The organism is Bacteroides sp. AM41-16, from assembly GCF_003603495.1.
GTDB lineage: Bacteria > Bacteroidota > Bacteroidia > Bacteroidales > Bacteroidaceae > Bacteroides > Bacteroides uniformis.
On the sequence record NZ_QTNE01000018.1, the window covers coordinates 21254 to 48225 of the forward strand.

The following is a 26972-nucleotide window of genomic DNA, read 5'->3' on the forward strand; positions in this document are numbered from 1 at the left end:
TGTTTTATTAATACTTAAATTGTAGTATCAACGTGTTTCTTACTTCTTGTTTTTTTCAATGATAAATATACGAGGCTCTTTTAATAATTTTTGTTCATTGAACTTCTGATTATCGGGAATCCCTTCTTTTTTTCCTACTCCCTCTTTCATCAGTGCTTTCAATTCCGGTAGGTGTTTCTGATATACTCCTCTCGGAGTGGTGTTGTACTTTTTACATAAGGAAGCTGCCATCCCGACAACTTCGCCCATCATTCCGGTGGTACGCATTACGCGGACAGTGCCCAGTGCCACATGGGTAACACTGATATTGCGGCCGGCCATAAAAAGATTCTCGATATTTCTAGAATATAGGCAGCGGTAGGGCACTGCGTAAGGATATATATGGATGTGTTTGGTTGCTGCTTTGAAGGGCGCATCAGGAAAGTGTGACGCATTGAGTGAATCCGGGAAATGCAGGTCGATGCTCCAGGTTGTGACGAAGGAGGCATCTTCGTGATAGACATTTTTGTCTATATCATCTTGCTTTAGAATATAATCGCCCAACAATCGGCGTGATTCGCGTTTCCCGGCAATATAGGCTACCCAGTCCAATGCGCGGTTCTTATATTTCTTGTTGTCCTTTAATTCATTTTTCAGAAAACTCCAGTTAGAATAGATGACCATTAAGCCATAATCACGTATACGTTCGAAGTCGTCGATTTGATTGAAGTTCATGCCGGTTTCCCATTTCCATTCACCCATCGTCACTTTTTCGCAATTCTTTTCATTGAATTGCAGGCCGTACGAGAAAATAGGGAAACGGGTAGGTTTACCTTTGTCTGCAGAGTACCATTGTACGGATGAACCCATTGTCATTTTGTCCGGTTGAATCGGTGCCAGCTCTTCTCCGTATTCGGTACGGGATTCGCGTCCCATGTTGTAGTCTGCACCGGCCAGATACCCGATGGTGCCGTCTCCGGTACAGTCGGAGAACAATGGTGCTTTCAGTTCCACTTCTTTTCCATTCTCTATATGCTTGATGATGACAGATTCTATTCTGTTGCCATCGGTCTTTACAGATATGGCGCGGTAGTTGGCATAAAGGGTGATATTCTTTTCATTGGCGATAAAAAGCTCCTTCTTTTCATCTTCATAGTTTGCGGCAGGTTTGGCATTTCCTTCTTTAGAATGTCCGAATTCTCTTATCATACGTCCCAGTCCGGAATTGGGGCCTACTCCGATATTGCCCCCTAAGTGAACCCTGACTTCAGAGCTATTATTGCCGCCAAGTACTGGGCGGTCGTTGATTAATGCCACTTTGCATCCCAATCTGGAAGCGGTTGCGGCTGCACACATACCGGCTATACCGCCACCAGTTACAATCACATCATAGGAGTATTGCTCCGGTTCGGCTGGAATATCCAGCATCTTTTTACGGAAATCTGTCAGTTGTGTGGCCTGAGCGGGAGGGAGCTGCCCTTTTTCCGTAGTAAAATAAATGGCATCGCAACGGCCATTAAAACCGGTCAAATCTTTTAATGTCAGACTAGAGCTTCCTGCTTTTACAGAGACTGTTCCGGCAGGTTGCCACATCCATTGTTTGCCCTCGTCCCCTAAAACCACTGGCAACTTTTTATTGTCGACGGCTAAAGTGAATTTTCCCGGTCCTTTACCATCATACCAGGGAGAAGTCCAGTTGTAGGTGCGTACAAATACATAATATGTACCGTCTTCAGGAAAAGAAATGGTAGTGGAGGCATCCTCAACCGGGACTCCCATTCCATGAGCCATCAGATAAGGTGAACCCATGAGGTCCATGAATTGCTGGTCTACTACCCATCCCCCCTTTCTGTCAAAGCTTTCTGCTTCCACCAATAACTTGCTGGGTACTTGTTTCCTATTGCCTGAGGGCTTGTTGGCTTGTTGAAATAGTAGAACCTGCTTGTTGGGTTTTATTTCGAAAGTAATTTTGGTCCCTTTGAACAATTCCTTTAGGGTGGCTTCAAGTGGGGCATTGGATACCAGCAAATCTTTTCGGGTATCAAGATTGGGCAGTTTGTCGGTATAGAATACATTGTAGCCGCTAGTCTTTTCAATTTGAGGTATAATCTGCTTGATAGTCTGCTGGTTTATAGATAAACTGATTTGGGCAAAGCTATTTCCCCAGAAGAACAGCACTCCCAGTAATATTGAAAATCGCGTAATTATTTTATTTTGTCTCATGTCTTATCATATCAGGTTAATTACTTTTTTACTTTAAGGAAGGTACGACAAAGACTAACCCTAATTAAGCTATTAGAGTATATTAAAACTATATTTCTCGAATGTTTAAATTTTATTGTCGCTGCCAGAAGTAGGTCATTGTGTCTGAGGTAAAAATCCTATAAAATCTATTCCATATACTTTTTGTTTTAGTTAATATAAAGGGCTATTTTACACTACTAATATATTATAATCGTATTGTCAGATTCTATCTTGTAATTAATGCCGCCAGCTTGGCTGATGTATTCCAATACATTGTTTAAACTGCCGTTTTTAATGATGCCATGATAAGTATATTGTTTGGCTTTCTCGTTTTTGAATATAAATTTGCAATTATACATTCGAGTAAGCATGGTACAAATTTCTTCAAAGGATTCACCATAGAGTGCTAGTTCGTTGCTTCTCCACAGTAAGTTGCTTGCATTAGGATGAAGCTCGCTTTTTTCGAACTGTCCATTGGTCAGGTTGCAAACGAGCCTTTCGTTTGGCTTCATATATGCCTCGTGTCTGCCGTCGTCTACTTTAACCTTTCCACTTATCAGGATTACAGCTACTGATTTATCGTCTTTATGTGCACGTATATTGAAGCTTGTACCTAACGCTTGTACATTGATACCATTTGCTTTCACGATGAAAGGCTTTTCCTTGTCCTTTGCAACTTCAAAATAGGCCTCTCCTTCCAGGGAGACCATACGTGTTTTCTTGTTGTAAGTGTTGTCATATACAATTCTTGAATCGGAATTGATGTAGACCTTTGTGCCGTCAGCCAAAATGATGTCGGCCTTCTGCCCGTTGGATACGGACATGGTGACTTCTGTATTGGCGTCATCGGCCGGTCGTTTGACTCCTGCATAATAGGCTCCGCTTCCCACTGCCAATATGATGCAGGCAACTGCAGCATAGCGCCCAATCTGACGCAGGAAACGGTTCCTTGTTTTCAGGACCTTCGTTTCCGTGGTGGAACTTGCGTCTATCTGGCTTAAAAGTTCGGTGAACATTTCATTTTGTACGGCTTTGTCCATCGTGTCCGGAGCCAGTGCCCAGCATTGCTGATAGTATGCGGAAAATTTCTGTTGAAAATCCGGTTGCTTAATCCATGATTTCAACTGTACATCTTCTTCAGGGCTGGTCAGTCCTCGAAAGAAACGATCCAAAAGTTCAATATGACTGTCTTTTTTATCCATGTTCTGTAGTATATATCTGTATGCCTGCCAAAACACTCACGGATTTTCGTGCTTTAACAATTATTTAGAAAGTAGAAGGAGAGGAAAAGCATGATGAATTTGCGTAATTCTTCTTTCAGTAGTTTCATAGTACGGTAGAAATGAGCCTCTACGGCACGTTCCGTCAAATCTAGCTGTGAGGCGATTTCCTTGTTGGACAGTTTTCCTGCTCTTTTCAGCTGAAAGACTTCCCGTGAAACTTCTGGCAGGCTTTGCAGAAGTTGCTCTATCTGTTTTTCAATGATGGAGACGTCCATATCCATCGTATCTTCCTCGATAGCCTCTGCTTCTGTTTTCAGCTTGTTTTCTACAAATTTGTTGTGTAATAATCTTCGTTCGGTTTCTTTGTATACCATGTTGCGTGCGATGGTGCATAGATATGCCGGAAAACTTTTCTCGGTATCCAGATTACTGCGTTTTTCCCATATCGTCATGAAGCTGCTTTGGGTGATGTCTTTGGCTAATGATTTGTCATATACGAGAAGGACGATGGTGTTGTACAGCCTGGCACTGTATTTTTCGTACAATGCTTCAAAGGCAAATTTATTGCCTTCTCTCAACTTGGCTACCAATAAAGTATCATTTTCTTTCTGCATATTGATTCATCTTACATTTACGCATTCTGAATGGTAGTGTCTTTGTATAGTAAAGTACTATTCCACATAGACTCTGAAAGAATGAACTACAAAGGTGGTGTTTTTATTATTTATTTAAAAGTTTTTTGCTGAAAATATACTTTGTGTGATTATTATTCAATTCTATATTCCACGATGAAGGAGGATGGCAGAAATAGTCATTTGCAGTATAAGAAGTGGTAAACTGATGGATGGGTTTAGGGGCTTATTGTCAATACTGTCTTATCCTGCTGGAGTGAATGAAGTGATATAGGCTTATCTGATGTCCGCCCCCCACATTAGTTTATTGCGAAGGGTATCAAAGAAAATATGGTTGAACCGTTTCACTACCTTTATGCTATAGTCGGCACGTGAGATGTGCAACTGGGTCGTTTCTTTGCAGGACTCGCTACGGCCGTCGATGGCAACCAAGAAGTTGTGGCTGCGGCTTTCCACATCAAGTGTAATTTCCCAGTCGTCACAAATGACGATGGGACGGACGTTGAGGCTGTGTGGAGCCACCGGGGTGATGGCAATGGTTTTACTGTGGGGCACAATGACCGGACCGCCGACGCTGAGTGAGTAGGCGGTGGAACCGGTAGGTGTGGAGATAACTAGGCCGTCAGCTTGATAAGTGGTCAACGGAGCGCCATTGATGGCGGCGTGGATACTGATCATGGACGAACTGTCCCGCTTCAATACGGCTATCTCATTGAGGGCGTAAGGGGATTGCATCAAGCGTTCATCGTCGCACCTCAGTTGCAGTACACTACGCTCTTCCACCTTATAGTGGTTGTTGTAGATTTCATCGAAGGTCTCTTCCATCTCTTCCGGTGAGATGTCGGCAAGGAAACCCAGCCGGCCGGTATTGATGCCCAATATGGGGATATTCTTCTTTCCTACACGGCTGGCTGCTTTCAGGAAAGTGCCGTCGCCACCGATGCTGATAACCATGTCGGCACAGAAATCATCTCCGTCAAACAATTCGGCGTCAGGTATGTTTAAATGTAAATCGGTAGTCAGGAAGTGATGGAATTCCCGGCAGATGCAGAGCTGTGCATTATGCTGTCCGAGCAACCGGAAGAGGTTTTCTGCATGCGAGGATTTCTTTGCTTGGTAGGTATTTCCGAATATGGCAAATTTCATAATCAATTCTGTTGGATTGAAGTGCAAAGATGCTATTTTTTTCTCAGAATGCTGCCAATATATAACTATTATTTGTACTTTTGTCCCAAACTATAAACCGAATTATGACTAGATTAAGCGTTAATATAAATAAGGTGGCAACGCTGCGCAATGCCCGTGGAGGTGATGTCCCGAATGTTGTGAAGGTAGCGCTGGATTGTGAAGACTTTGGTGCTGATGGCATTACGGTGCATCCCCGTCCTGACGAGAGGCATATCCGCCGTAAGGATGTATATGATTTGCGGCCGTTGCTGCGGACAGAGTTCAATATCGAGGGTTATCCTGCACCCGAATTTATGGATTTGGTCTTGAAGGTGAAACCGCATCAGGTAACTTTGGTGCCCGACAGCCCTACACAGCTGACTTCAAACGCAGGCTGGGATACCAAGACCCATTTTGACTTCTTGAACGAAGTGTTGGATGAGTTCAACAATGCTGGTATCCGTACTTCCGTATTTGTTTCCACCGATGCCGAAATGATAGAATATGCTGCCAAAGCCGGTGCCGACCGCGTGGAGCTATATACGGAACCTTATGCTACGGCTTATCCCAAAGGACGGGAAGCGGCTGTAGCTCCTTTTGTCGAGGCTGCCAAGGTGGCCCGCAGCTTAGGCCTGGGGCTGAATGCCGGACATGACCTGAGCCTGGTGAATCTGAATTATTTTTATCAAAACATTCCGTGGCTGGACGAGGTGTCCATCGGGCATGCGCTGATTAGTGACGCGCTGTATCTGGGATTGGAGCGTACGGTCAAGGAATATAAAAACTGTCTTCGCTGATGAATGTAATGTTGTTATTGGCCCAAGTGGCTCCGGCACTGACTGACTCTATTGCAGGTGCCAATCCGGTACTGACACAAGTAAACGCTTCCGACGAAATGAATTTATGGAGCATGGCCGTCAAGGGCGGCTGGATTATGGTTGTCCTGGGCTTGATGTCCGGACTTTGCTTTTACATCTTGTTCGAACGCAACTATGTTATCCGGAAGGCGGGGAAAGAAGACCCCCAGTTCATGGATAAGATAAAGGATTATATCCTGGGCGGGGAACTGAAAGCCGCCATTGCTTATTGTCGCAGTGTGGATACTCCCTCGGCCCGTATGATTGAAAAAGGCATCAGCCGTCTGGGACGTCCGGTGAACGATGTGCAGGCTGCCATCGAGAATGTCGGCAATTTTGAGGTTGCCAAGCTGGAGAAAGGCATGACGATTATGGCTACCATCTCCGGCGGTGCGCCTATGCTTGGGTTCCTCGGTACGGTGACCGGTATGGTGCGCGCGTTCTGGCAGATGGCGAATGCCGGAAACAATATTGACATAACGATGCTTTCCGGAGGTATCTACGAGGCAATGATTACCACGGTGGGCGGCTTGATAGTCGGCATCATAGCCATGTTTGCCTATAACTATCTGGTGACGCTGATAGACGGCGTGGTCAACAAGATGGAAGCCAAGACAATGGCATTCATGGACTTGCTGAACGAACCGGCGAAATGATTGATTAAAGAATTAGGAATTAAAAAATAAAGGCGTGTTAAAACGTAGAGTTAAAATATCACCCAACTTCAGCATGGCGTCCATGACGGACCTGATTTTCCTGCTGCTGATTTTCTTTATGATAACATCTACCATGGTATCGCCCAACGCTATCAAGGTATTGTTGCCGCAGGGAAAACAACAGACTTCCGCAAAGCCTTTGACGAGAGTCATCATAGATAAGAATCTGAATTATTATGCTGCTTTCGGAAATGACAAGGAACAGACGTTGACGCTTGAAGAGCTGACTCCTTTCCTGCAATCGTGTGCAGCGAAAGAGCCTGAAATGTATATAGCTTTGTATGCTGACGAAACAGTGCCTTACCGGGAAATCGTGAAGGTGCTGAACATTGCAAACGAGAATAAATTCAAGATGGTGCTGGCTACACGACCACCGGAAAACTAAATCGTACATTGTACATGGCTAAATTGTAAATGCAATGGTGAATCAGAAGAAGAAAGGAAAATATATAGGTATGGCAGGTGCACTTGTGGTGCATGTTGCCATTATTGCCCTTCTGATACTGGTAGGATTCACACTGCCGGAACCCTCGGAAGAAGGCGGTGTACCCGTTATGCTGGGAGAGGTGCCCGATGCACTGGGCGCTGCCGACCCTTCTTTAGTAAAGGTGGATGTCATGCCGGAGGAAACCGCTCCTCAGGTGCAGGAAACGGTGGAGCAGGACATCATTACGCAGGAAACTGAAGAAACCGTTGCCATAAAGCCCAAAGCCGAACCCAAGAAAAAGGAGGAGGTGAAGAAACCGGAAAAGACGGAAGCCGAAAAAGCGGAAGAGGCCCGCAAACTGGCAGCGGCAAAAGCCGAACGGGAACGTAAGGAAGCCGAGGAAGCTGCCCGTAAACGGGTAGCTGGCGCTTTTGGCAAAGGTGCCCAAATGGGTAGTAAAGGCGATACGGAAGGCGAAGGTATTCAAGGAAGTCCTACGGGAAATGCTCCGTCCGGAGCCACTTCGGGTACGGGAGGCTACGGCTCGTTTAATTTGGGCGGACGTTCTCTTGGTGAGGGCGGATTGCCGCGGCCGGTATATAATGTGCAGGATGAAGGTAGGGTTGTGGTGACCATCACAGTGAACCCTGCCGGACATGTGATAGCAACCAGCATCAACCGCCAGACCAATACCGTCAATCCCGCATTGCGGAAAGCGGCAGAGGATGCTGCCAAGAAAGCCCGTTTCAATGCGGTAAGCGGCTTGAACAATCAGACGGGAACAATAACGTATTATTTTAATCTAAAATAAGAGGAGGAACAATTATGGGTACAGTTTATGTTTTTTTTGCCGACGGATTTGAAGAAATAGAAGCTTTTACTTCTGTGGATGTGATGAGACGCGCCGGACTGAACGTAGAAATGGTGACGGTAACCCCTGATGAAATAGTGACGGGAGCACACGATGTTCCGGTCTTGTGCGATAAGAATGTAGTGAACTGCGACTTCTTTGATGCAGAGCTTGTATTATTGCCTGGCGGTATGCCGGGTGCGTCCACTTTGGAGAAGTGTGGAGAACTGCGTAATCTGGTACTGCGTTTTGCCCAAGAGCAGAAACCGATTGCTGCTATTTGTGCGGCTCCTATGGTATTGGGTAAGCTGGGATTGCTGAAAGGCAAGAAGGCTACTTGCTATCCCGGCTTTGAACAGTATTTGGAAGGTGCCGAATGTACGGGTGCTCCGGTAGAAAGAGACGGCAATATCATCACTGGTAAAGGACCGGGCGCTGCCATGGAGTTTGCATTGGCCGTAGTGGAGCTGTTGCAAGGCAAAGAGAAGGTGCAGGAACTGAAAGAAGCTATGTGCGTAACGGATTTATGATTTAAAATCATAAATCATAAATCATAAATCATAAATCATAAATCATAAATGGTTCAGTATGCTCTGATTGTTGCCGGTGGCAAGGGCTTGCGCATGGGGACCGAACTCCCCAAACAGTTTCTCCCGATAGGGGGGAAACCTGTTTTGATGCGCACTCTGGAGGCGTTTTATGACTACAATGCTGAGATACGGATAATATTGGTGCTTCCCCACAGCCAGCAGGATTACTGGAGGCAGCTGTGCAGGGAGTACTGTTTTTCATTGCCGCATGCCATTGCAGATGGAGGGGAGACGCGGTTCCACTCCGTAAAGAACGGTTTGGCTTTGGTCAAGACACCTGCTTTGGTCGGTGTGCACGATGGGGTGCGTCCGTTCGTGGCCCGGGAAGTGATTGCACGCTGTTATGACTTGGCAGCCGAGAAAAAGGCCGTAATTCCGGTAATCGGTGTGGTGGAGACCGTTCGCCGTATGGAAGGGGAAAGCAGTGTGACTGTCGGCAGGGATGATTATAGATTGGTGCAGACTCCCCAGGTTTTTGATGCGGAACTGCTGAAAGCGGCATACGAGCAGCCCTATACACCCCATTTTACCGATGATGCTTCTGTGGTGGAGGCATTGGGTGTATCTGTCTTTTTGACGCCGGGAAATCGGGAAAACATTAAAATAACCACTCCTTTTGATTTAAAAATAGCCACAGCTCTGATAGGTTCATGTTCGATTTAGCCACGCGTGACATAAAATATTTGTCGGGCGTCGGGCCGCAGCGTGCTTCGGTGCTCAATAAGGAATTGGGCATTTACTCCTTGCACGATTTGCTATATTACTTTCCATATAAATATGTAGACCGCAGTCGGATTTATTATATTCAGGAGATCGATGGGACGATGCCCTATATTCAGCTGAAAGGTGAAATACTAAGTTTTGAGACGGCTGGAGAAGGGCGCCAGCGCAGGTTGATTGCTCATTTCTCGGACGGTACGGGGGTGGTGGACCTGGTTTGGTTCCAGGGCATCAAATATTTGGTAGGGAAGTATAAAGTGCATCAGGAATATATTGTGTTCGGAAAACCGACCTTCTTCAATGGTAGAATAAATATGGCTCATCCGGATATAGACTCTGCTTCGGATTTGAAATTGTCGTCCATGGGGTTACAACCTTATTATAATACGACTGAAAAGATGAAACGGAGTTCTCTCAATTCGCATGCCATCGAGAAGATGATGAATACGGTGGTGCAGCAGTTGCGTGAGCCGTTGCCCGAGACCCTTTCTCCCGCTATACTTGCCGAGCATCATCTGATGCCGTTGACGGAAGCTTTGGTCAATATACACTTTCCCGCTAATCCGGATTTATTGCGTAAGGCACAGTATCGCCTGAAGTTTGAGGAGCTCTTTTACGTACAGTTGAATATCCTGAGGTATGCAAAAGACCGTCAGCGGAAATATCGCGGTTATATTTTTGAAAGGGTGGGCGAAGTGTTCAATACCTTCTACTCCCGTAATCTTCCTTTTGAACTGACCAATGCACAGAAGCGGGTATTGAAGGAAATCCGTAAGGATGTAGGCTCAGGAAAGCAGATGAACCGCTTGCTGCAAGGGGATGTGGGAAGTGGAAAGACGCTTGTCGCACTGATGAGTATGTTGATGGCGCTCGATAATGGTTTTCAGGCATGCATGATGGCACCTACCGAGATTTTGGCAAACCAGCACTATGAAACCATCCGTGAGCTGCTGTATGGAATGGAGGTACGTGTGGAACTGTTGACCGGTTCTGTTAAGGGCAAGCGGCGCGAAGCTATCCTTGTCGGTTTGTTGACGGGAGACATACATATACTGATAGGTACCCATGCCGTCATTGAAGATACGGTGAATTTTGCTTCGCTCGGTTTGGTTGTGATTGACGAGCAGCATCGTTTCGGTGTGGCCCAACGGGCACGGTTGTGGACAAAGAATGTGCAGCCTCCCCATGTATTGGTGATGACGGCAACCCCGATTCCCCGTACATTGGCAATGACGCTTTATGGCGATTTGGATGTGTCTGTCATCGATGAATTGCCTCCCGGACGTAAACCGATTGTCACTCTTCATCAGTTTGATAGCCGTCGGATAAGCTTGTATCAGTCCATGCACAAGCAGATTGCCGAAGGCCGGCAGGTCTATATTGTCTACCCGCTGATTAAGGAAAGCGAAAAGATTGACTTAAAGAACCTTGAAGAAGGGTATCTGCATGTTTGTGAAGAGTTTCCCGAGTGTAGGGTTTGCAAGGTACATGGAAAGATGAAACCTGCTGAAAAGGATGCTCAGATGCAATTGTTCGTATCCGGCGAGGCACAGATAATGGTGGCTACCACCGTGATTGAGGTAGGTGTAAATGTGCCCAATGCTTCGGTGATGGTGATTGAGAACGCCGAGCGTTTCGGGCTGTCCCAGCTTCATCAGCTTCGGGGACGTGTAGGACGTGGAGCTGACCAGTCCTATTGTATCCTGGTTACCGGCTACAAGTTGGCGGAGGATACAAGGAAGCGTTTGGAGATAATGGTGCGGACTAATGACGGCTTTGAAATAGCGGAAGCAGACTTGAAACTACGTGGTCCTGGAGATTTGGAAGGGACACAGCAGAGCGGCATTGCTTTCGATCTGAAGATTGCCGATATAGCCCGTGACGGACAACTGCTGCAATATGTTCGTGAAGTAGCGCAAACGGTGGTGGATGCAGATCCACATGGCATGTTGCCTGAGAACGAGGTCTTGTGGCGACAACTGAAAGCGTTGAGAAAAACGAACGTTAATTGGGCTGCCATTAGCTGAAAAAACGGTTAAACATGCACTTTTATTGCATTTTATGTTGTAAAACATGTTTGCTTGTAAATCTCCTATCTATAGGGGATTAAGACATCTTTGCGAGCTTTACAGTTTCCTCCTCTTCGAAAAAATAGTTAATGACTGATGTCGTTTTTCAGAGAGAAATGTTACCTTTGGGAGAATTTTTGAAAATCAATCTGGATATTCGCGTAGAACAAGTGGTGTTTGATTTGCCGAGATGCTTGCAACGGATATCAAAATGAATGACGAAACGGATGAATTTTAATTGGATAAAAACTGCTTTATTGGCTGCGACGGCAATGGTTAGCTTGAATTCTTTCTCGCAAGACCTGATTGCCCGCCAGGCCCCCATCGACAGAAAACTTAAGAGTGTAGATTCACTGGCTTTGCAAAAACAGATACGTGCGGAACAATCATTGTATCCGGGTTTGGATTTGTATCCCAACTGGAATAACGAATTCGTACAAGCCTATGGCAATGCGATTGTGCCTGAGAGCTATACATTTGATTTGACCGGTTTCTGTATGCCTACTCCCAATACCCGTATCACAGATGTATTCGGTTACCGTCCCCGGAGAAGAAGAGCTCATTATGGTTTGGATATCAAGGTGTATGTAGGCGATACAATCCGTGCGGCTTTTGATGGAAAAGTACGCGTTGTCAAGAATCAAGGTCGTCGTGGATACGGCAAATACGTCGTTATTCGTCACGACAATGGCTTGGAAACAGTTTACGGACACTTGTCTAAACAATTAGTTGATACAAACCAGTTGGTAAAAGCCGGCGAACCGATTGCATTGGGAGGAAATACCGGACGTTCTACCGGTTCACACCTTCACTTTGAAACCCGTTTCTTGGGTATTCCCATCAATCCTGCGCTTATGTTTGATTTTGAAAAGCAGGATATCGTAGCTGATTCCTATACTTTCCATAAGACAAAAGGCTCTTCCGGTACGGCGCGTAGCATGGCATCGGGTGAAGGTCTGTTCTATAAGGTAAAGAAGGGAGACACATTGGGACGGATTGCAGCACGTCAGGGAACCTCCATCGACAAGCTTTGCAAACTGAACAGAATTACGCGTAAAACAATCCTGAGACCGGGACAAGTATTGCGCTGCTCATAAAAACGTAAACAATCTCTATAGAAGAGGGTACTTTAATAGATTTTAGAGTGCCCTCTTTTTCTTTTTCTTTAATTATTCCTATCTTTGCAGCGCACTGTGAAAAAAGGAAATGAAAGATACCAAGCAACAATTTGAACATGTCATTGCGGTTTGCCGTGACTTGTTCTCTAAGAAACTTCATGATTACGGTCCGGCGTGGCGCATTCTTCGTCCGTCTTCCGTAACAGATCAGATATTCATCAAAGCCAACCGTATCAGAAGTATTGAAACGAAAGGGGTGACTTTGGTAGACGAAGGCATCCGTTCTGAATTCATAGCTATTGTCAACTATGGAATTGTAGGGCTGATACAGTTGGAACTTGGTTATGCCGAAGCTGCCGATATGACCAATGAAGAGGCATTGGTGCTGTATGACAAATATGCCAAAACCTCTTTGGAGTTGATGCTTGCCAAAAATCATGATTATGATGAGGCTTGGCGTAGTATGCGTATCAGTTCGTATACGGATTTAATATTGATGAAGATTTACCGGACAAAGCAGATTGAAAGCTTGTCCGGGGAGACTTTGGTTTCGGAAGGTATTGATGCCAATTATATGGATATGATTAACTATTCCGTATTCGGCTTAATTAAGATTGAATTTGGAGATTGACAAGAAACATATTGTCGGGAAAGTTTGGGTGAACCTCTGCCGTTTTCTGCTGGGGGCTTTGTTCATATTTTCCGGATTTGTGAAAGCTGTTGATCCGTTGGGTTTCTTCTATAAAATTCAGGATTACCTGACGGCTTTCGGCATGATTTCCTGGTTTCCTTCTTATGCGCCCTTGCTGGTAGGGATAGTGTTGTCTGCCATAGAGTTCAGTGTAGGTGTTTTCTTGTTTTTGGGTATACGCCGGAAGGTGGCATCTGCATTGGCATTATTGCTGATGGTTGTAATGACTCCGCTGACACTTTATCTGGCTTTGGCGAATCCGGTATCCGACTGCGGATGCTTCGGTGATGCGTGGATATTGACCAATTGGCAGACTTTCGGCAAGAACGTAGTATTGTTGGTGGCGGCAGTATCTGTATTCAAGTGGCAGGATTTACTGGTACGTTTCATTACTCCGAAGATGGAGTGGATGATTTCCATGTATACGTTTCTATTTGTGTTTGCGTTGTCCTTCTATTGCCTGGAGAATTTGCCGATACTTGATTTCCGACCTTACAGAATTGGAGCGAATATCAAGGCGGGCATGGAAATTCCGGAAGGTGCTAAACCAAGCGTGTTTGAAAGCCGGTTCATTTTGGAAAAAGGAGGAAAGCGTCAGGAATTTACATTGGATAACTATCCGGACAGTACATGGACGTTTGTAGAATCGCGTACGATACTGAAGGAAAAAGGTTATGAACCTCCCATTCACGATTTTTCCATGATGAGTCTGGATACATGGGAAGATATAACGGACAGCGTACTGTCGGATAAAGGATATACGTTTCTGCTGGTTGCCCATCGGATAGAAGGAGCGGACGACAGTAACATCGACCTTATCAATGAAATATACGATTACAGTGTGGAGCATGGTTATGGCTTTTATGCCTTGACTTCATCTCCGGAAGACGAGATAGAATTGTGGCGTGACAAGACTGGAGCAGAATACCCTTTCTGCCAGACAGATGATATTACGCTGAAGACCATTATCCGTTCAAATCCCGGTTTGCTGTTGGTAAAGGACGGAACAATTTTGAATAAGTGGAGTGACAACCGGCTGCCTGATGAATATGTGCTGACCGATAGCCTGGACAAGTTGGAATTGGGCAAGCAGAAGCAGGAAAGTGACTTACAAACAATAGGCTATGTGTTGTTGTGGTTCATCCTTCCTCTGATGATGGTGCTTTGTGTCGATATTTTAGTCGTAAGGCGCCGGGAGAAACAACGCCTCAGACAACAATAGTATCAAATAGTAAATAGTAAATTGTCAAATAGTAAATACATTAACCCTTTTAATAATAAAACAAAATGAGAAAAAACATTGTTGCAGGAAACTGGAAAATGAACAAAACCCTCCAAGAGGGTATTGCTCTTGCAAAAGAACTGAATGAAACATTGGCTAACGAAAAGCCTAACTGTGATGTAATCATCTGTACTCCGTTTATCCACCTGGCATCTGTTACTCCTTTGGTAGACGCTGCCAAGATTGGTGTAGGTGCAGAAAACTGTGCAGACAAGGAGTCAGGCGCATATACCGGCGAAGTATCAGCTGCTATGGTTGCTTCTACTGGTGCAAAATATGTCATTCTGGGTCACTCTGAACGTCGTGCTTACTATGGTGAAACAGTTGCTATTCTGGAAGAAAAAGTAAAATTGGCTTTGGCTAACGGTCTGACTCCGATTTTCTGTATCGGTGAGGTATTGGAAGAACGTGAAGCAAACAAGCAGAATGAAGTGGTAGCCGCTCAGCTGGCTTCTGTATTCTCTTTGTCTGCCGAAGATTTCTCTAAGATTATTTTGGCTTACGAGCCGGTTTGGGCTATCGGTACCGGTAAGACTGCTACTGCAGAACAAGCACAGGAAATCCACGCTTTCATCCGTTCCTTGATTGCTGAAAAGTATGGTAAGGAAATTGCTGACAACTGCTCTATCCTTTATGGTGGCAGCTGTAAGCCTTCTAATGCAAAGGAACTGTTTGCCAACCCGGATGTTGACGGCGGTCTGATTGGTGGTGCTGCCTTGAAGGTTTCTGACTTCAAGGGTATCATCGATGCCTTTAATTAAATAGTTGAAAGCTGAAAGTTGAAAATGGATTGCATGTCGTATCTGCATAACTGTTTTCCATTTTCAGCTTTCCATTTTCCGTTATATAAAGATATTGACTCATGAAAAAGCTTGGTTTACTTTTGGTTGCATGTTTCGCTTTTGCAACGATTTCTGTAGCGCAGAATAATATTGTGAAAAGCCTGGAACGTAATGTGCCGGGACAAGGCAAGGTGACTATCCATCAAGATGCACGCATTGCGGCATTGATAGGTTCGGAGTATGTTCCTGCCGGTTCGGATGAGCAGAAAGTGATTAAAAGTTCGGGTTACCGCATACAAGTTTATGCAGGGAATAATACCCGTCAGGCCAAGAACGAAGCTTATGCGGTAGCTACCCGCATCAAGGAACATTTTCCCGAACTTACAGTTTATACCTCTTTCAATCCCCCCCGTTGGCTGTGCCGTGCAGGAGATTTCCGCAGTATCGAAGAAGCGGATGCCATGATGCGTCAGTTGCGGGCTACTGGTGTATTCAAGGAAGTTTCTATCGTGAAAGAGCAGATAAACATCCCCTTATAAAGAATTATCATGTTAGGAAAAGAAGAAATTGTATCTCCTTCATTAGATGAATTGAAGGAACATTATCACCGCATCCTTACTCTGTTGGGTGAAGATGCCGGACGTGAAGGTTTGCAGAAGACACCTGAACGGGTGGCGAAGGCCATGTTGTCGTTGACGAAAGGGTATCATATGGACCCGCACGAGGTACTCCGTTCAGCCAAGTTTCAAGAAGAATACAGTCAGATGGTGATTGTGAAAGACATTGATTTCTTCTCGCTTTGCGAACATCACATGCTTCCCTTCTACGGAAAGGCACATGTGGCATATATTCCTAACGGCTACATTACCGGACTGAGCAAGATAGCCCGCGTAGTGGATATTTTCTCTCACCGCCTGCAAGTGCAGGAACGTATGACTCTCCAAATAAAAGAGTGTATTCAGGAGACGCTGAATCCGCTGGGGGTTATGGTTGTTGTGGAAGCCAAACACATGTGCATGCAGATGCGCGGAGTAGAGAAACAGAACTCCATTACCACTACATCCGATTTTACCGGAGCATTCAACCAAGCGAAGACCCGCGAGGAATTTATGAATTTAATCAGGCATAATTCTTGACGGAGAACTCCCCGAATTGAATTTAAAAATTCAGGATGACTCTGTCTCCCAGCCGCTTTGCCATGATGCTTTTTACTTTGTTCAATTCGTTGTAGCGCTCCATGATGCTGTTACACTGGGTTTCATCATTGGCTATGGCAGGGTTCTGTAACGCAAATAGGGTATGCTTCAATTCTTCGCAGACGATGGCATATTTGAAGTTTATCATTAACCGTGGAATTAGCTCATAGAGGCGTTCTTCGTCCGTCACCATTTGTTCTATCTGTGATTTCCTTAACTGATAGCGGTTGCTGATAAGCTCCACGCTCAGCTTGCTGATGACGGGGTCGGGATGCGCCACAAAATACCGTTCGGCGGTAAAACCCTCATTGTGGATACGTTCGGCAGCCTCTGTCAGGATTTGCCGGTGAAGCGGATTGTGGAAGGCAAGTTCGTCTTCTTTTAAATCATTGACTATATATTCAGTTACAGTGATAGGGGTTTCCTGCCCCTCTTCATTGGTGACATTGCACATCACCCGCTCACCATAGAGCACTACCATCTTCAGAATAAGTCGTTCGTATTTATAGAACTCCTGGCCCTCCTTGCCCTCCTGTGGGATGAAGGATACATATTCTTCCTCGGGTGGAAAAGGTGGAGGTGTTTCGGAAGGGAGACCGGCAGGCAGTGATTCGGACGGATAGCCAGCTTGTTGTGCGTCGGGGCTGGTAGCTGTAGCTGCAGTATGACTGCCATTGACACCTGCTTCTGCATTGGCTCTTGCGGCATTGGCCGACCGACGCTCGCGTTCTGCTCGCTCAGCTTGTTGCTCGGCTTGCTTTTCGCGACGCTTGGCAACCTCAGAAACCAGCAGTTTATCTTCTACGTGCAATAATTGGGCGCACTCCTTGATATAGACATCACGCACAATGGCTTCGGGAATGATGGAAATGCTCTGCACAAGGTTTCCGATAAGCTCGGCACGCTTGATGGGGTCTTTTCCTGCATCTTCCAGCAACAGATTGGTTTTGAAGCGGATAAAGTCCGTTTCATTCTCTTGTATGAAGGCCTGGAACTCCGTCGCATTGTGTTTGCGTGCAAAGGAGTCCGGGTCGTCACCGTCGGGCAGGAGGCAGACTTTGACGTTCATGCCTTCTTCCAGCAACATATCAATACCTCGGATAGAGGCCTTTATACCGGCAGCGTCACCGTCGTAGAGCACTGTCATATTGTTGGTGAAACGATGAATCATCCGGATTTGTCCGGGTGTCAATGCCGTGCCCGAAGAGGCAACCACATTCTCTATGCCCGATTGGTGCATGGAAATGACATCCGTATAACCTTCGACCAGAAAGCAACGGTCTTGTTTCACAATGGCTTGTTTGGCAAAATATATGCCATACAGTTCATTGCTTTTATGATAAATTTCCGATTCAGGCGAGTTGACGTACTTCACCTTGACGCCTTTGGTGGCGCCGGCAAGCACACGTCCCCCGAAAGCCACCACCTTGCCGGAGAGAGTGTGTACCGGAAAGATGACCCGCCCCCAGAAGCGGTCGCGCAGTCGGTGGTCGTCCGTCTCGTAGCAGAGGCCGGTCTTGACAAGATAATCCTTTTTATAGCCTTTTTTCAAAGCTTCCTGGGCAAGGGCATCGTGGCTCTCGGTACAATAGCCCAACTGGAACTTCTCGATGATGTCATCCCGGAAGCCGCGGCTGCGGAAATAGGCCATGCCGATACTCTGTCCGTCTACGTGGTTCTTTAGGATATTCTGGAAGTAGTCACGGGCAAAGTTGTTCACAATGAAGAGGCTTTCCCGTTCGCTCTGTGCTATCTTCTCCTCGCTGGATAGTTCGCGTTCTTTGATTTCAATGCCGTATTTTTTTGCGAGATATTTCAGCGCCTCAGGATAAGACATCTGTTCGTGCTCCATGATGAAATGCACTGCATTTCCTCCTTTTCCGCAGGCAAAGCACTTGCAGAGCCCTTTGGCGGGGGATACATAGAAAGAAGGGGTTTTGTCATCGTGGAAGGGACACAGTCCTACATAATTCACGCCGCGTTTGCGCAGGGTAACGAAGTCCGATACGACATCGTATATTTGTGCGGCATCGAGAATTCTGTCTATAGTGGGTTGGTCTATCATGAAAGCGGTTCTATTAACAGTGCAAAGATAAAAAAAATCCCTCGTTGAGGACGAGGGAACCTGATGTTTTCACAATGGACATCTTTTCTATTTAATCTTTTCTCTGATTTTGGTCAGATACTTCTTCATGCCTTCCGCATCCTTGTTGTTGATGATTTCCAGCAGATTCTTCAGTTCCAGGCGGATGTTCTCCACTTGTGAGGGAGTGCGCGGGTTGAAGAGAATTTCTTGGAGCAAGTAGTCATCTTCACTCAGCAGTCCTTTGGCAATAGCCATGTGCTTCTTGAATGTAGTGCCTGGAGCTTCCTGGTGTTTCATTACCGCTGCAAACACGAAGGTGGATACAAACGGAATGGACAGCGAATAGGCTACAGTCTCATCATGCTCGTCGAATGTATATTCGAAGATGTTCAGTTTCATTGTCTGGTAGAGGTCCTTGAAGAAGATTTTTCCCAAGTGGTCACCTTCGCTGATGATGATGGCATTCTCTGTATTCAGATTGCTGAGACTGGCAAAAGTAGGGCCGAACATGGGATGTGTCGATACATATCGGAAACCGCTTTCTTCGTAAAATTTCTTCAATCCGGTCTTTACCGAAGCAATGTCACTGATGATGCAGTCCTTAGGCAGTACTGGCAGCACTTGGCGGAAGGCGTCCAGTGTGTATTTCACCGTAGCGGCATTGATGACCAGTTCCGGCTCGAACTCCTTGATTTCCTCCAATGTAGTGAAGCGGTAGGTGTTGTAGACAAAACGCAGTTGGTGCGGGTTGACATCGAACACAGCCGTCTCGTGCTGGAAACTCAATATATCTGTAAAGAAAGAGCCCATTTTTCCGGCCCCAAGTATAAGTATTCTCATGATGTTTAATGTGCTAATGTGCTAATGTGCTTATTGCCATGCGGCATCACTGCGCAGCCAATAAGCACATTGGCACATTAAATAATTACTTATTTATAATTTCCATTTGTTGCCTCACACTTTCTTCGTGTATCGCCTCAAATACCTTTTTGATGAATTCAGCATCCATGCCACACAATGCGCCTTGCGAGCCGCGTTTCTCGAGGATTTCGTTGTAGCGTCCGGTTTGCAGGATGGTCATGTCATGCTCTTTTTTGTATGTACCGATTTCACGTGCCACACGCATCCGTTTGGCCAGCTCCTGAATAAGATTGTTGTCGCATTCGTCTATCTGCTTGCGCAATTCGCTGAGGTTCTCGGTGCTTTGTGTTTCCTTGCGGATGACCAGCAGGTTGAGGATGTAATCCAGCACATCCGGGGTGACTTGCTGGGCTGCATCGCTCCAGGCACAGTCCGGGTTGCAGTGGCTCTCGATAATCAGTCCGTTGAAGCCCAAATCCATAGCTTGCTGGCAGAGTGGAGCAACCAGTTCGCGCTTTCCACCTATGTGGCTGGGGTCACAGATAATAGGAAGGTTGGGAATTCGGCGGCGCAGCTCAATGGGGATATGCCATTGGGGCAAGTTACGGTAGAGCTTTTTGTCATAGCTGCTGAATCCGCGATGGATGGCACCCAGACGTTTCAAGCCTGCATTGTTGATACGTTCCAAAGCTCCAATCCACAGCTCCAGGTCAGGATTTACCGGATTCTTCACCAGTACCGGGATATCTACGCCTTTCAGTGCATCGGCAATTTCCTGTACGGCGAAAGGATTGGCGGTGGTACGTGCACCTACCCAAAGAAGGTCAATTCCAGCCTTCAGGCATTCGTATACATGTTTGGCGGTAGCTACTTCTGTTGAAACGTACATGCCGGTTTCTTTCTTTACCTCCTTCAGCCATGCAAGGCCGTCTACGCCTACTCCTTCGAAGCCGCCCGGTTTGGTGCGCGGTTTCCAGATGCCGGCACGGAATAGCTTGAGGCCTTTGTCTGCCAATTGTTTGGCGGTGCTCATTACTTGTTCTTCGGTTTCGGCACTGCAGGGGCCGGCTATTACCATAGGGCGTTTGTCTTCAACACCAGGTAATGTGATAGGTTCTAATTCGAGTTCCATATTCTTTATTTGTTTAATAATATTCTTTAATTATGCTTTTTCTTCCTTGTGACGTTTCCTCCTTTTCAGAAGACTTTCTGAGCAAGGTCCCGGAGATTTAGTAAAACGTCGGAGAAGATTTACTAAATCGTTCCTCCCGTTTTAGTAAATCTCCGGTGGAGTTTTAGTAAACGGGATTCCGGCTTTAGGGTGTTCATCTCTTACTTGTAAGCATTTATTTCATGTCCTTGATACGCTTCAATGCTTCTGCCAGTTTATTGTCCTTACAGCAGAGGGAGATGCGGATATACCGTTTCCCGTTACTTCCGAAGATAAACCCGGGAGTAATGAACACTCTGGCTTTATGCAGCACGTGTTCAGTCAGTTCTTCCACGTCTGTACAGCTGTCGGGGATTTTGCCCCAGAGGAACATGCCTACCTGGTTTTCGTCGTAGGTGCAACCCAAGGTATGCATGATTTCTCCTGCCAACTGACGGCGGTTGCGGTAATTCGCGTTGTTGCCGTCATACCAGTCTTGCTCTGCTTCCAGGGCAGTGGCGGCTGCCAGTTGCATGGCACGGAACATACCGCTGTCGATGTTGCTTTTTACTTTCAATATCCATTGCACGAAGTCGGCATTCGAGGCAAGCATGCCGATACGCCAGCCCGGCATGTTGTGGCTTTTGCTCATGGAATTGAATTCTATGCAGCACTCTTTGGCACCCGGAATGCTGAGGATGCTGATAGGATGTTCGTTCAGGATGAAACTGTAGGGGTTGTCGTTTACGATGACGATGTCCTTGCGGCGTGCGAAGTCCACCAGTTTCCGGTACAGTTCCGGTGTTGCGTTCGCCCCGGTGGGCATATTGGGATAGTTGGTCCACATCAGTTTTACACGGCTCATGTCCATCCGTTCCAGTTCGTCGAAGTCGGGCATCCAGCCGTTTTCTTCTTTCAAGTTATAGTTCACGACCTCGGCACCCAGAATCTTGCTTAATGAAGTATAGGTGGGATAGCCGGGATTGGGAACCAATACTTGTTCACCGGGGTTGACAAAGGCCAGCGTCACGTGCAGGATGCCTTCTTTGGAGCCGATGAGCGGTTGTATCTCTGTGTTGGGATTCAATGCTACACCGTACCATTTTTGGTACCAGTCCGCAAAACCGCGGCGCAGTTCGGGGATACCTACGTAGGGCATGTAACCATGTCCGTCCGGATTGCAGGCAGCTTCGCAAAGTGTCCGGATTGTCTTTTCGGAAGGCGGCATGTCGGGGCTTCCGATTCCCAGGCTGATGACATCCATTCCTTCGGCATTCATTTGTGCCACTTCTTTCAGCTTCTTCGAGAAGTAATATTCGCTTACGCTTGCCAGGCGGTCGGCAGGCTTTATTCTACACGTTTGATTTTCCATCTTCATATTCTCCTAATATTTTCAGCTCTTTGGTCAGCGGTGTGATGGCCGCAATGGATTGTTTATATCTCAGTACATTGTCGAAGACGACATCTACGTAAAACTGGTATTCCCATTCACGCCCGATGATGGGCAGTGATTGTATCTTGGTCAGGTTGATGCGGTAGAAAGACAAAATAGACAATACTTGGGAAAGGCTTCCTTCAGTATGGGGAAGTGTGAATACCATGCTTGCCTTGTTGACGTCCTTGCTGCGATGCCGGTTCAGTTCATCTACTTGCCAAGGGTCGGCTACGACCAGGAAACGGGTGAAGTTATGTTTGTTGGTTTCGATACCTTCCTGCAGGACCTTCATGCCATAACGCTCTGCAGCAGCTTTGGAGCAGATAGCTGCATGGCCTTTCAGATGTTCCTGTTGGATGATTTCGGCACTGCGGGCGGTATCTTCGCCTTCCACCACTTTGATTCCGGGGTGTTGTCCCAGGAATTCACGGCATTGCATCAGGGCGATAGGGTGGGAGTTGACTTCGGTAATATCATCCCAGTCTTCATCGGGCAGGCAGACAAAACTATGGGAAATACGCAGCTTGTACTCGCCGACAATCTGTGCGCCACTTTGGCGTAATAGCTCATTGTTATGCAGCAAACTACCTGCAATGGTGTTTTCTATCGCCAGCATTCCTATGGTCTGACTGTCTTTTTTGATGGCACCGAACACGTCTTCAAAGTTGGCGCAACAGATTAACTCTATTTCTTCTCCTTCGAAGTACTTGTGTGCGGCGATGTCGTGATACGAGCCTAATGTTCCTTGAATGGCTACCTTTTTCATTATTTTTATTTTCTTGGTTATGCTATAAAAAAAATCCCGCTTCCATACGATGGAGCGGGATTCTGTATATTTACTTGTTTCTCTATTCAGTCCTTAAGCATCACTGTCACTTGATACATACAAACTCCCGCTCTACTTTCTGGCTAAAGTAAAAGTAAAAAAAGAAGTAATATGCATAAGTAAATGACTTCATACTTGTATTCTCTGTTTTTGAATTACGTGACAAAAGTAATGCTTTTCTTTTATATACAAACAAAAAACAATGTTTTTTTTAGGGATAGTAGCAATTTAACTTATTTCCCTTTAACTTGTACAATGACTTGAACCGGACGATGGTCGGATGAAATGGTGTCTTCTATGACTTTCCGGTATTGTACGTCAAACCGATACCCATTCTTGGAATAGCCGTAGATGTAGTCTATACATCGGTTGGGACGGTCTGCCGGGAAAGTATAAGAGGTTGTGTCATTGAGGGTGGCAAAATGTTTTGCCAATTCCAGCTGGGGAACGCTTGCTGGTGCAGAGTTCATGTCGCCTGCCATAAAGATGGGCTTATCGACGTTTTGCAAGGCTTTTTCTATCAATGGTACGGCAAGGAGCTGGTCTTCTGGAGTGAGGGACTGGTGTGTGGCACAAAATACATAATCTTTAAATTCTGCAATAATGAGGGTACGTTTTTCTTCCCGTCCGGGCATTGGAATGATTTTGTATTTTATGGGTATCTCTCTGGAGAGGATTCCGATGCCGTAGCTTCCACCCTGAAAAGGAATGGCTGCTGCATAAGTCCCGTGCATTCCGGTCAGTTTTTCTAGTTCTCCGAGAGCATGGATTCCTTTGTTGCGCACCGTTACACTGTCAAGTTCCTGCAGGGCGACTATGTCCGGAGAAGTTTGACTGATAACATTGGCAATGCGCCGGTAATTGTACTCCTTGTCCATACCTATGCAATTATGTACGTTATAGGACAATATGTTCACTTGCTGTGCATGGGCAGGTGCGAACATCAGTACAAAAAGTACTGATAGAAATAAATTTCGTTTCATTGGCGGCAATAATTGAATTTGTCATAATCCCAGGATATTACCGGTACTTCCCCCCGGTTGGTTACCATATTGTCCGTTAAAGTTCTGTATCTCTTTAGGATTGAGTTCCAGTCCTTTCTTCATGTCTTCTGCAGAACCTTCCTTGTCGCCGTTCAGCAACTTGGCACGTCCGCGCTCATGATAGGCCTCTGCGAAATTAGGGTTCAGTTCTGTGGCTTCCGTAAAGAGCTCGATGGCTTCTGCCAGTTTGTTTTGGGTGATGTAAAGCTGTCCTAAGTAGAGGAAGGCTTGTTCGTTGAAGGGATTCAACTCCGTCACTTTCTGATAGCTGCTTTCTGCTTTTTCTTTGTCTCCCGTAGCTTCTTCTATCTTTCCGCGGAGCAAGATGGCACTTTCGTCTTCCGGGTCTTGTGCCAGAATGGTGTCTATGTCTTCCATCGCTTCCTTGTATTGCTGCATTTGGACCAGGGCTTCGGCACGGAGCAGACGTGCTTCGATGAAATCATCTTTCAGTACGATGGCTTTCGTAAGATGGGCGATGCACATGATGCCGTCCCCTTGCCCATTGTCTGCTTTGCCGAGCAGGTAATGTGCCATGGCGTTGCCCTCTTCTATTTCGATAGCCTTCTTTGCCGCTCCTGCCATGGCGGGATAGTCTTCCTGCATGTAGCATACGTTGGCAAGACTGAGGTAGGTGGAGATATGTTCCGGCTCTATTTCGGTCATGCGTTCCAGTAGTTTGTGCGCCTCGTCCAGTTCGCTGGTCTGGGTGTAGACTTGGGCGAGATATCCCATGGTCTCGAAGTCTTCCTGAATGGCAAGGGCTTCAGTGAAGCATTTGATGGCGTAGTCTGTACGGCCCATGCGTTGTGCGCGCATACCGTCATACTTGAATATCTCAAAATTCTTCTGTTCGTTTTTTTGTTTCTCATTTGCCGGACTGTCTGACTTGCCGGAGAAAAAAGATTTAAAGAATCCCATAGGTGATTAAAATTAAAGAATTAAAAATTAAAAAGGAAAAGGAGGGGCATGGCTGATAGGAGATGTTCCTCTCAGCGGCAGGACATTCTTTTCCAACGGCAAAAGTAATGAATTATTTTTTGATTTGAAGCATTCCGTTGACAGCAATTACCTTGCCTTCGTCCAACAATCCATGTAACACATCGATGAGCATGTTTTTATCGTCTGCTATCTGTTCTGCCAAAGTGGCTGGAGTTTGTCGTTTATCAGATAGGGCTTGAAGAATCTTTTCAGAAAGTTCCTTTTCCGAAAGGTGGCCGGAAGGTTTCTTGTTCTTCAAATTGATGCAAGTGTCGCACTGCCCGCAGTTATGCTCGTTCTTCTCTCCGAAGTAGTGTAGCAGCATCCGGCTACGGCACACGGTATCGCTGCTCACGTAATCCAGCATGGCACTTATGCGTTTCTCATATCGCTCTTTGCGTTCCTCGTACACGGTGGAAGGGATTTGCAGGTGGCGCATTTCAACCCTCTCTCGCGTGTATATTATATATGGTGTCTTTTTGCGGGGGATGTAACTGACGATATGTAGCTTGGCTAGGTGGATGAGCTGTTCATACACTTGCCGGCGTGTGAGTCCAGTGCGTATGGCCAGTGAATCTTCATTGATGAAAGCATGGTCTGTGAAAACCCCGGTATAGGAGCGGAGAATGGTTTGGATGAGTTTGTCCATATCTTCGCCGAGCTCTCTCAGTTTATAAAGTTCATCTCGACGGATAGTGAACAGTAGCCGGGATGCATTGTCTTGTTCGTCTGTATATTCCAGGTATCCCGCTTGTGTCAGAATCTTCAAGGCACTGTCCACGGGAACGGGGAAGTACTTGAACTTTCGACAAAAGTCTTCTATATTGAACTCGCGTACACAGCCTTGTCCGTCTCCCATTGCCATCTGGTAATAGTATTGAAGATGCTCATATACTTCCTTTATATACTCTTTTTCAGGAAAGGTGTCGGGAATGCGTTTGTGCAGTGTTGCCTTATCCGACTTGGCGTAAAGGACGACCGCGTAGGCTTTTTGTCCGTCCCTTCCGGCACGTCCTGCTTCCTGGAAGTAGGCTTCTATGGAATCGGGCAGGTCCATGTGGATGACAATCCGTACATCCGGTTTGTCGATACCCATACCGAATGCATTGGTGGCGACCATGACACGGCTTTCTCCTGTTTGCCAGCGTTGTTGGCGGATGTCTTTGGTGGCGTCATCCAGTCCGGCATGGTAGAAATCTGCGGTGATGCCTTCGTTGTGCAGCAGTTCGGTAATTTCCTTGGTGCGGCGGCGGTTGCGCACATAGATGATGGCGCTTCCGGGCATACGGCGCAGGATGTGCAACAGCTCTCCCGTCTTGTTTTCCGTTTTACGGACGATATAGGCGAGATTTTTGCGCTCGAAACTCATGCAGAACACATTTTCCTCACGGAAATGCAGACGGGCCTGGATATCTTTCACTACTTCCGGAGTGGCAGTGGCTGTCAGTGCCAGCACGGGTACACCGGGTAGCAGTGTGCGTATCTCGGCTATCTTCAGATAGGCAGGACGGAAGTCGTAGCCCCATTGCGATATGCAGTGGCTTTCGTCTACCGTAATCATACTGATTTTCATCTTCTGCAGTTTGGTGCGGAAGATTTCAGTATCGAGCCTTTCGGGGGAGATATAGAGGAACTTGAAATTGCCGAATATACAGTTCTCCAGTGTGACGATGATTTCCTGCCTGCTCATGCCTGAGTAGATGGCAAGCGCCTTGATTCCCCGCTTTTTCAGGTTTTGTACCTGGTCTTTCATGAGGGCAATCAACGGAGTGATGACCAGGCAAAGTCCTTCTTTAGCAAGTGCCGGAACTTGGAAAGTGATGGATTTTCCTCCTCCCGTGGGCATTAGTCCCAAAGTGTCCCGTCCCTCGGTAATGCTGTTGATGATATCTTCCTGGATTCCCCGGAAGGTATCGTATCCCCAGTATTGCTTCAGAAGCCTCACCCCCAATCCCTCCCCCATAGGGAGGGGAGTTTTGAAGTTACTACTGCTGCTCATGGTCTTATTGAACTTTCTTGCTACTTCTTATCGTTGAATTGATATTCT

At 46.3% G+C, this 26972-nt stretch carries 25 protein-coding genes; 13 read left to right on the forward strand and 12 right to left on the reverse strand.

Annotated elements, in window-relative coordinates; all coding sequences use genetic code 11:
• Nucleotides 1-39: 39 nt before the first annotated feature.
• The 4 genes from DW896_RS15140 to DW896_RS15155 all read right to left on the reverse strand — a co-directional run bounded on the left by DW896_RS15140 (nt 40) and on the right by DW896_RS15155 (nt 5224).
• Nucleotides 40-2202 carry an FAD-dependent oxidoreductase gene (locus DW896_RS15140; RefSeq protein ID WP_117589422.1) on the reverse strand — a complete coding sequence of 721 codons (2163 nt, stop codon included), beginning with the start codon at nt 2200-2202 and terminating at the stop codon, nt 40-42.
• Nucleotides 2203-2420: 218 nt separating this feature from the next.
• Entirely contained in the window at nt 2421-3425 is a 1005-nt protein-coding gene (locus DW896_RS15145) for a FecR family protein (protein ID WP_009037867.1), read from the reverse strand.
• A gap of 53 nt (nt 3426-3478) precedes the next feature.
• A complete protein-coding gene (locus DW896_RS15150) occupies nt 3479-4060 on the reverse strand; it encodes an RNA polymerase sigma factor (RefSeq protein ID WP_005829818.1) in 582 nt (193 codons plus the stop codon).
• Between the two features lie 294 nt (nt 4061-4354).
• Nucleotides 4355-5224 carry an NAD kinase gene (locus DW896_RS15155; RefSeq protein ID WP_009037868.1) on the reverse strand — a complete coding sequence of 290 codons (870 nt, stop codon included), beginning with the start codon at nt 5222-5224 and terminating at the stop codon, nt 4355-4357.
• Nucleotides 5225-5328: 104 nt separating this feature from the next.
• Between DW896_RS15155 and DW896_RS15160 the strand changes: the two genes are divergently transcribed.
• The 13 genes from DW896_RS15160 (at nt 5329) to folE (ending at nt 16483) form a co-directional block, all read left to right on the forward strand.
• Nucleotides 5329-6042 carry a pyridoxine 5'-phosphate synthase gene (locus DW896_RS15160; RefSeq protein WP_005829949.1) on the forward strand — a complete coding sequence of 238 codons (714 nt, stop codon included), beginning with the start codon at nt 5329-5331 and terminating at the stop codon, nt 6040-6042.
• On the forward strand, nt 6042-6758 hold the full coding sequence (locus DW896_RS15165) for a MotA/TolQ/ExbB proton channel family protein (RefSeq protein WP_009037869.1): 717 nt from the start codon (nt 6042-6044) through the stop codon (nt 6756-6758). The genes DW896_RS15160 and DW896_RS15165 overlap by 1 nt, the downstream gene beginning before the upstream one ends.
• A 34-nt stretch (nt 6759-6792) precedes the next feature.
• A complete protein-coding gene (locus DW896_RS15170; RefSeq protein WP_009037870.1) occupies nt 6793-7203 on the forward strand; it encodes a biopolymer transporter ExbD in 411 nt (136 codons plus the stop codon).
• 34 nt (nt 7204-7237) lie between these two features.
• Nucleotides 7238-8056, forward strand: coding sequence for a TonB family protein (locus DW896_RS15175; protein ID WP_035450093.1), 819 nt, complete (start codon nt 7238-7240; stop codon nt 8054-8056).
• A 14-nt stretch (nt 8057-8070) separates the two neighbouring features.
• Nucleotides 8071-8625: a DJ-1 family glyoxalase III gene (locus DW896_RS15180; RefSeq protein ID WP_005829959.1), complete on the forward strand. Its 555-nt coding sequence runs from the start codon at nt 8071-8073 to the stop codon at nt 8623-8625.
• Nucleotides 8626-8673: 48 nt separating this feature from the next.
• Nucleotides 8674-9348: a 2-C-methyl-D-erythritol 4-phosphate cytidylyltransferase gene (locus DW896_RS15185; RefSeq protein WP_009037872.1), complete on the forward strand. Its 675-nt coding sequence runs from the start codon at nt 8674-8676 to the stop codon at nt 9346-9348.
• Entirely contained in the window at nt 9336-11432 is a 2097-nt protein-coding gene (gene recG / locus DW896_RS15190) for an ATP-dependent DNA helicase RecG (RefSeq protein ID WP_035450091.1), read from the forward strand. Before DW896_RS15185 ends, recG begins: the two co-directional genes overlap by 13 nt.
• Nucleotides 11433-11701: 269 nt before the next feature.
• A complete protein-coding gene (locus DW896_RS15195) occupies nt 11702-12571 on the forward strand; it encodes a M23 family metallopeptidase (protein WP_005837478.1) in 870 nt (289 codons plus the stop codon).
• A 109-nt stretch (nt 12572-12680) separates the two neighbouring features.
• The gene (locus DW896_RS15200; protein WP_005829969.1) at nt 12681-13223 is read left to right on the forward strand and encodes a DUF1599 domain-containing protein; all 543 of its coding nucleotides are present in this window, start codon (nt 12681-12683) and stop codon (nt 13221-13223) included.
• Nucleotides 13213-14505: a BT_3928 family protein gene (locus DW896_RS15205; RefSeq protein ID WP_117589420.1), complete on the forward strand. Its 1293-nt coding sequence runs from the start codon at nt 13213-13215 to the stop codon at nt 14503-14505. The genes DW896_RS15200 and DW896_RS15205 overlap by 11 nt, the downstream gene beginning before the upstream one ends.
• A 65-nt stretch (nt 14506-14570) precedes the next feature.
• A complete protein-coding gene (gene tpiA, locus DW896_RS15210) occupies nt 14571-15326 on the forward strand; it encodes a triose-phosphate isomerase (RefSeq protein WP_005829974.1) in 756 nt (251 codons plus the stop codon).
• Nucleotides 15327-15427: 101 nt separating this feature from the next.
• The gene (locus DW896_RS15215; RefSeq protein WP_005829980.1) at nt 15428-15886 is read left to right on the forward strand and encodes an SPOR domain-containing protein; all 459 of its coding nucleotides are present in this window, start codon (nt 15428-15430) and stop codon (nt 15884-15886) included.
• Nucleotides 15887-15895: 9 nt separating this feature from the next.
• Nucleotides 15896-16483: a GTP cyclohydrolase I FolE gene (folE, locus tag DW896_RS15220; protein ID WP_005829983.1), complete on the forward strand. Its 588-nt coding sequence runs from the start codon at nt 15896-15898 to the stop codon at nt 16481-16483.
• A gap of 22 nt (nt 16484-16505) precedes the next feature.
• On the opposite strand, the gene dnaG is transcribed toward folE, so the two are convergent.
• From dnaG to DW896_RS15260, 8 genes are all read right to left on the reverse strand, one after another.
• A complete protein-coding gene (gene dnaG / locus DW896_RS15225; protein ID WP_098032161.1) occupies nt 16506-18608 on the reverse strand; it encodes a DNA primase in 2103 nt (700 codons plus the stop codon).
• 87 nt (nt 18609-18695) lie between these two features.
• Nucleotides 18696-19469: a prephenate dehydrogenase/arogenate dehydrogenase family protein gene (locus DW896_RS15230; protein ID WP_008664194.1), complete on the reverse strand. Its 774-nt coding sequence runs from the start codon at nt 19467-19469 to the stop codon at nt 18696-18698.
• Between the two features lie 85 nt (nt 19470-19554).
• Nucleotides 19555-20622, reverse strand: a complete 1068-nt coding sequence (locus DW896_RS15235) for a bifunctional 3-deoxy-7-phosphoheptulonate synthase/chorismate mutase type II (RefSeq protein ID WP_005829998.1) — start codon at nt 20620-20622, stop codon at nt 19555-19557.
• Nucleotides 20623-20836: 214 nt separating this feature from the next.
• A complete protein-coding gene (locus DW896_RS15240) occupies nt 20837-22018 on the reverse strand; it encodes a pyridoxal phosphate-dependent aminotransferase (protein ID WP_005830000.1) in 1182 nt (393 codons plus the stop codon).
• Nucleotides 21993-22841 (reverse strand): prephenate dehydratase, encoded by an 849-nt coding sequence (locus tag DW896_RS15245; RefSeq protein ID WP_005830004.1) that lies wholly within the window; start codon nt 22839-22841, stop codon nt 21993-21995. The genes DW896_RS15240 and DW896_RS15245 overlap by 26 nt, the downstream gene beginning before the upstream one ends.
• A 293-nt stretch (nt 22842-23134) precedes the next feature.
• Complete coding sequence (locus tag DW896_RS15250; RefSeq protein WP_005830009.1) at nt 23135-23884, reverse strand: endonuclease/exonuclease/phosphatase family protein; 750 nt, start codon at nt 23882-23884, stop codon at nt 23135-23137.
• 21 nt (nt 23885-23905) lie between these two features.
• Nucleotides 23906-24865 (reverse strand): tetratricopeptide repeat protein, encoded by a 960-nt coding sequence (locus DW896_RS15255; protein ID WP_005830011.1) that lies wholly within the window; start codon nt 24863-24865, stop codon nt 23906-23908.
• Between the two features lie 112 nt (nt 24866-24977).
• The gene (locus tag DW896_RS15260; RefSeq protein ID WP_008664190.1) at nt 24978-26888 is read right to left on the reverse strand and encodes an ATP-dependent DNA helicase RecQ; all 1911 of its coding nucleotides are present in this window, start codon (nt 26886-26888) and stop codon (nt 24978-24980) included.
• Between the last annotated feature and the right edge of the window lie 84 nt (nt 26889-26972).

Coding starts and splice junctions, on each gene's coding strand:
- DW896_RS15140 (WP_117589422.1), bottom strand. CDS start 2,202: ATGAGACAAAATAAAATAATTACGCGATTTTCAATATTACTGGGAGTG.
- DW896_RS15145 (WP_009037867.1), bottom strand. CDS start 3,425: ATGGATAAAAAAGACAGTCATATTGAACTTTTGGATCGTTTCTTTCGA.
- DW896_RS15150 (WP_005829818.1), bottom strand. CDS start 4,060: ATGCAGAAAGAAAATGATACTTTATTGGTAGCCAAGTTGAGAGAAGGC.
- DW896_RS15155 (WP_009037868.1), bottom strand. CDS start 5,224: ATGAAATTTGCCATATTCGGAAATACCTACCAAGCAAAGAAATCCTCG.
- DW896_RS15160 (WP_005829949.1), top strand. CDS start 5,329: ATGACTAGATTAAGCGTTAATATAAATAAGGTGGCAACGCTGCGCAAT.
- DW896_RS15165 (WP_009037869.1), top strand. CDS start 6,042: ATGAATGTAATGTTGTTATTGGCCCAAGTGGCTCCGGCACTGACTGAC.
- DW896_RS15175 (WP_035450093.1), top strand. CDS start 7,238: ATGGTGAATCAGAAGAAGAAAGGAAAATATATAGGTATGGCAGGTGCA.
- DW896_RS15180 (WP_005829959.1), top strand. CDS start 8,071: ATGGGTACAGTTTATGTTTTTTTTGCCGACGGATTTGAAGAAATAGAA.
- DW896_RS15185 (WP_009037872.1), top strand. CDS start 8,674: ATGGTTCAGTATGCTCTGATTGTTGCCGGTGGCAAGGGCTTGCGCATG.
- recG (WP_035450091.1), top strand. CDS start 9,336: ATGTTCGATTTAGCCACGCGTGACATAAAATATTTGTCGGGCGTCGGG.
- DW896_RS15195 (WP_005837478.1), top strand. CDS start 11,702: ATGAATTTTAATTGGATAAAAACTGCTTTATTGGCTGCGACGGCAATG.
- DW896_RS15200 (WP_005829969.1), top strand. CDS start 12,681: ATGAAAGATACCAAGCAACAATTTGAACATGTCATTGCGGTTTGCCGT.
- tpiA (WP_005829974.1), top strand. CDS start 14,571: ATGAGAAAAAACATTGTTGCAGGAAACTGGAAAATGAACAAAACCCTC.
- DW896_RS15215 (WP_005829980.1), top strand. CDS start 15,428: ATGAAAAAGCTTGGTTTACTTTTGGTTGCATGTTTCGCTTTTGCAACG.
- folE (WP_005829983.1), top strand. CDS start 15,896: ATGTTAGGAAAAGAAGAAATTGTATCTCCTTCATTAGATGAATTGAAG.
- dnaG (WP_098032161.1), bottom strand. CDS start 18,608: ATGATAGACCAACCCACTATAGACAGAATTCTCGATGCCGCACAAATA.
- DW896_RS15230 (WP_008664194.1), bottom strand. CDS start 19,469: ATGAGAATACTTATACTTGGGGCCGGAAAAATGGGCTCTTTCTTTACA.
- DW896_RS15235 (WP_005829998.1), bottom strand. CDS start 20,622: ATGGAACTCGAATTAGAACCTATCACATTACCTGGTGTTGAAGACAAA.
- DW896_RS15240 (WP_005830000.1), bottom strand. CDS start 22,018: ATGAAGATGGAAAATCAAACGTGTAGAATAAAGCCTGCCGACCGCCTG.
- DW896_RS15245 (WP_005830004.1), bottom strand. CDS start 22,841: ATGAAAAAGGTAGCCATTCAAGGAACATTAGGCTCGTATCACGACATC.
- DW896_RS15250 (WP_005830009.1), bottom strand. CDS start 23,884: ATGAAACGAAATTTATTTCTATCAGTACTTTTTGTACTGATGTTCGCA.
- DW896_RS15255 (WP_005830011.1), bottom strand. CDS start 24,865: ATGGGATTCTTTAAATCTTTTTTCTCCGGCAAGTCAGACAGTCCGGCA.
- DW896_RS15260 (WP_008664190.1), bottom strand. CDS start 26,888: ATGGGGGAGGGATTGGGGGTGAGGCTTCTGAAGCAATACTGGGGATAC.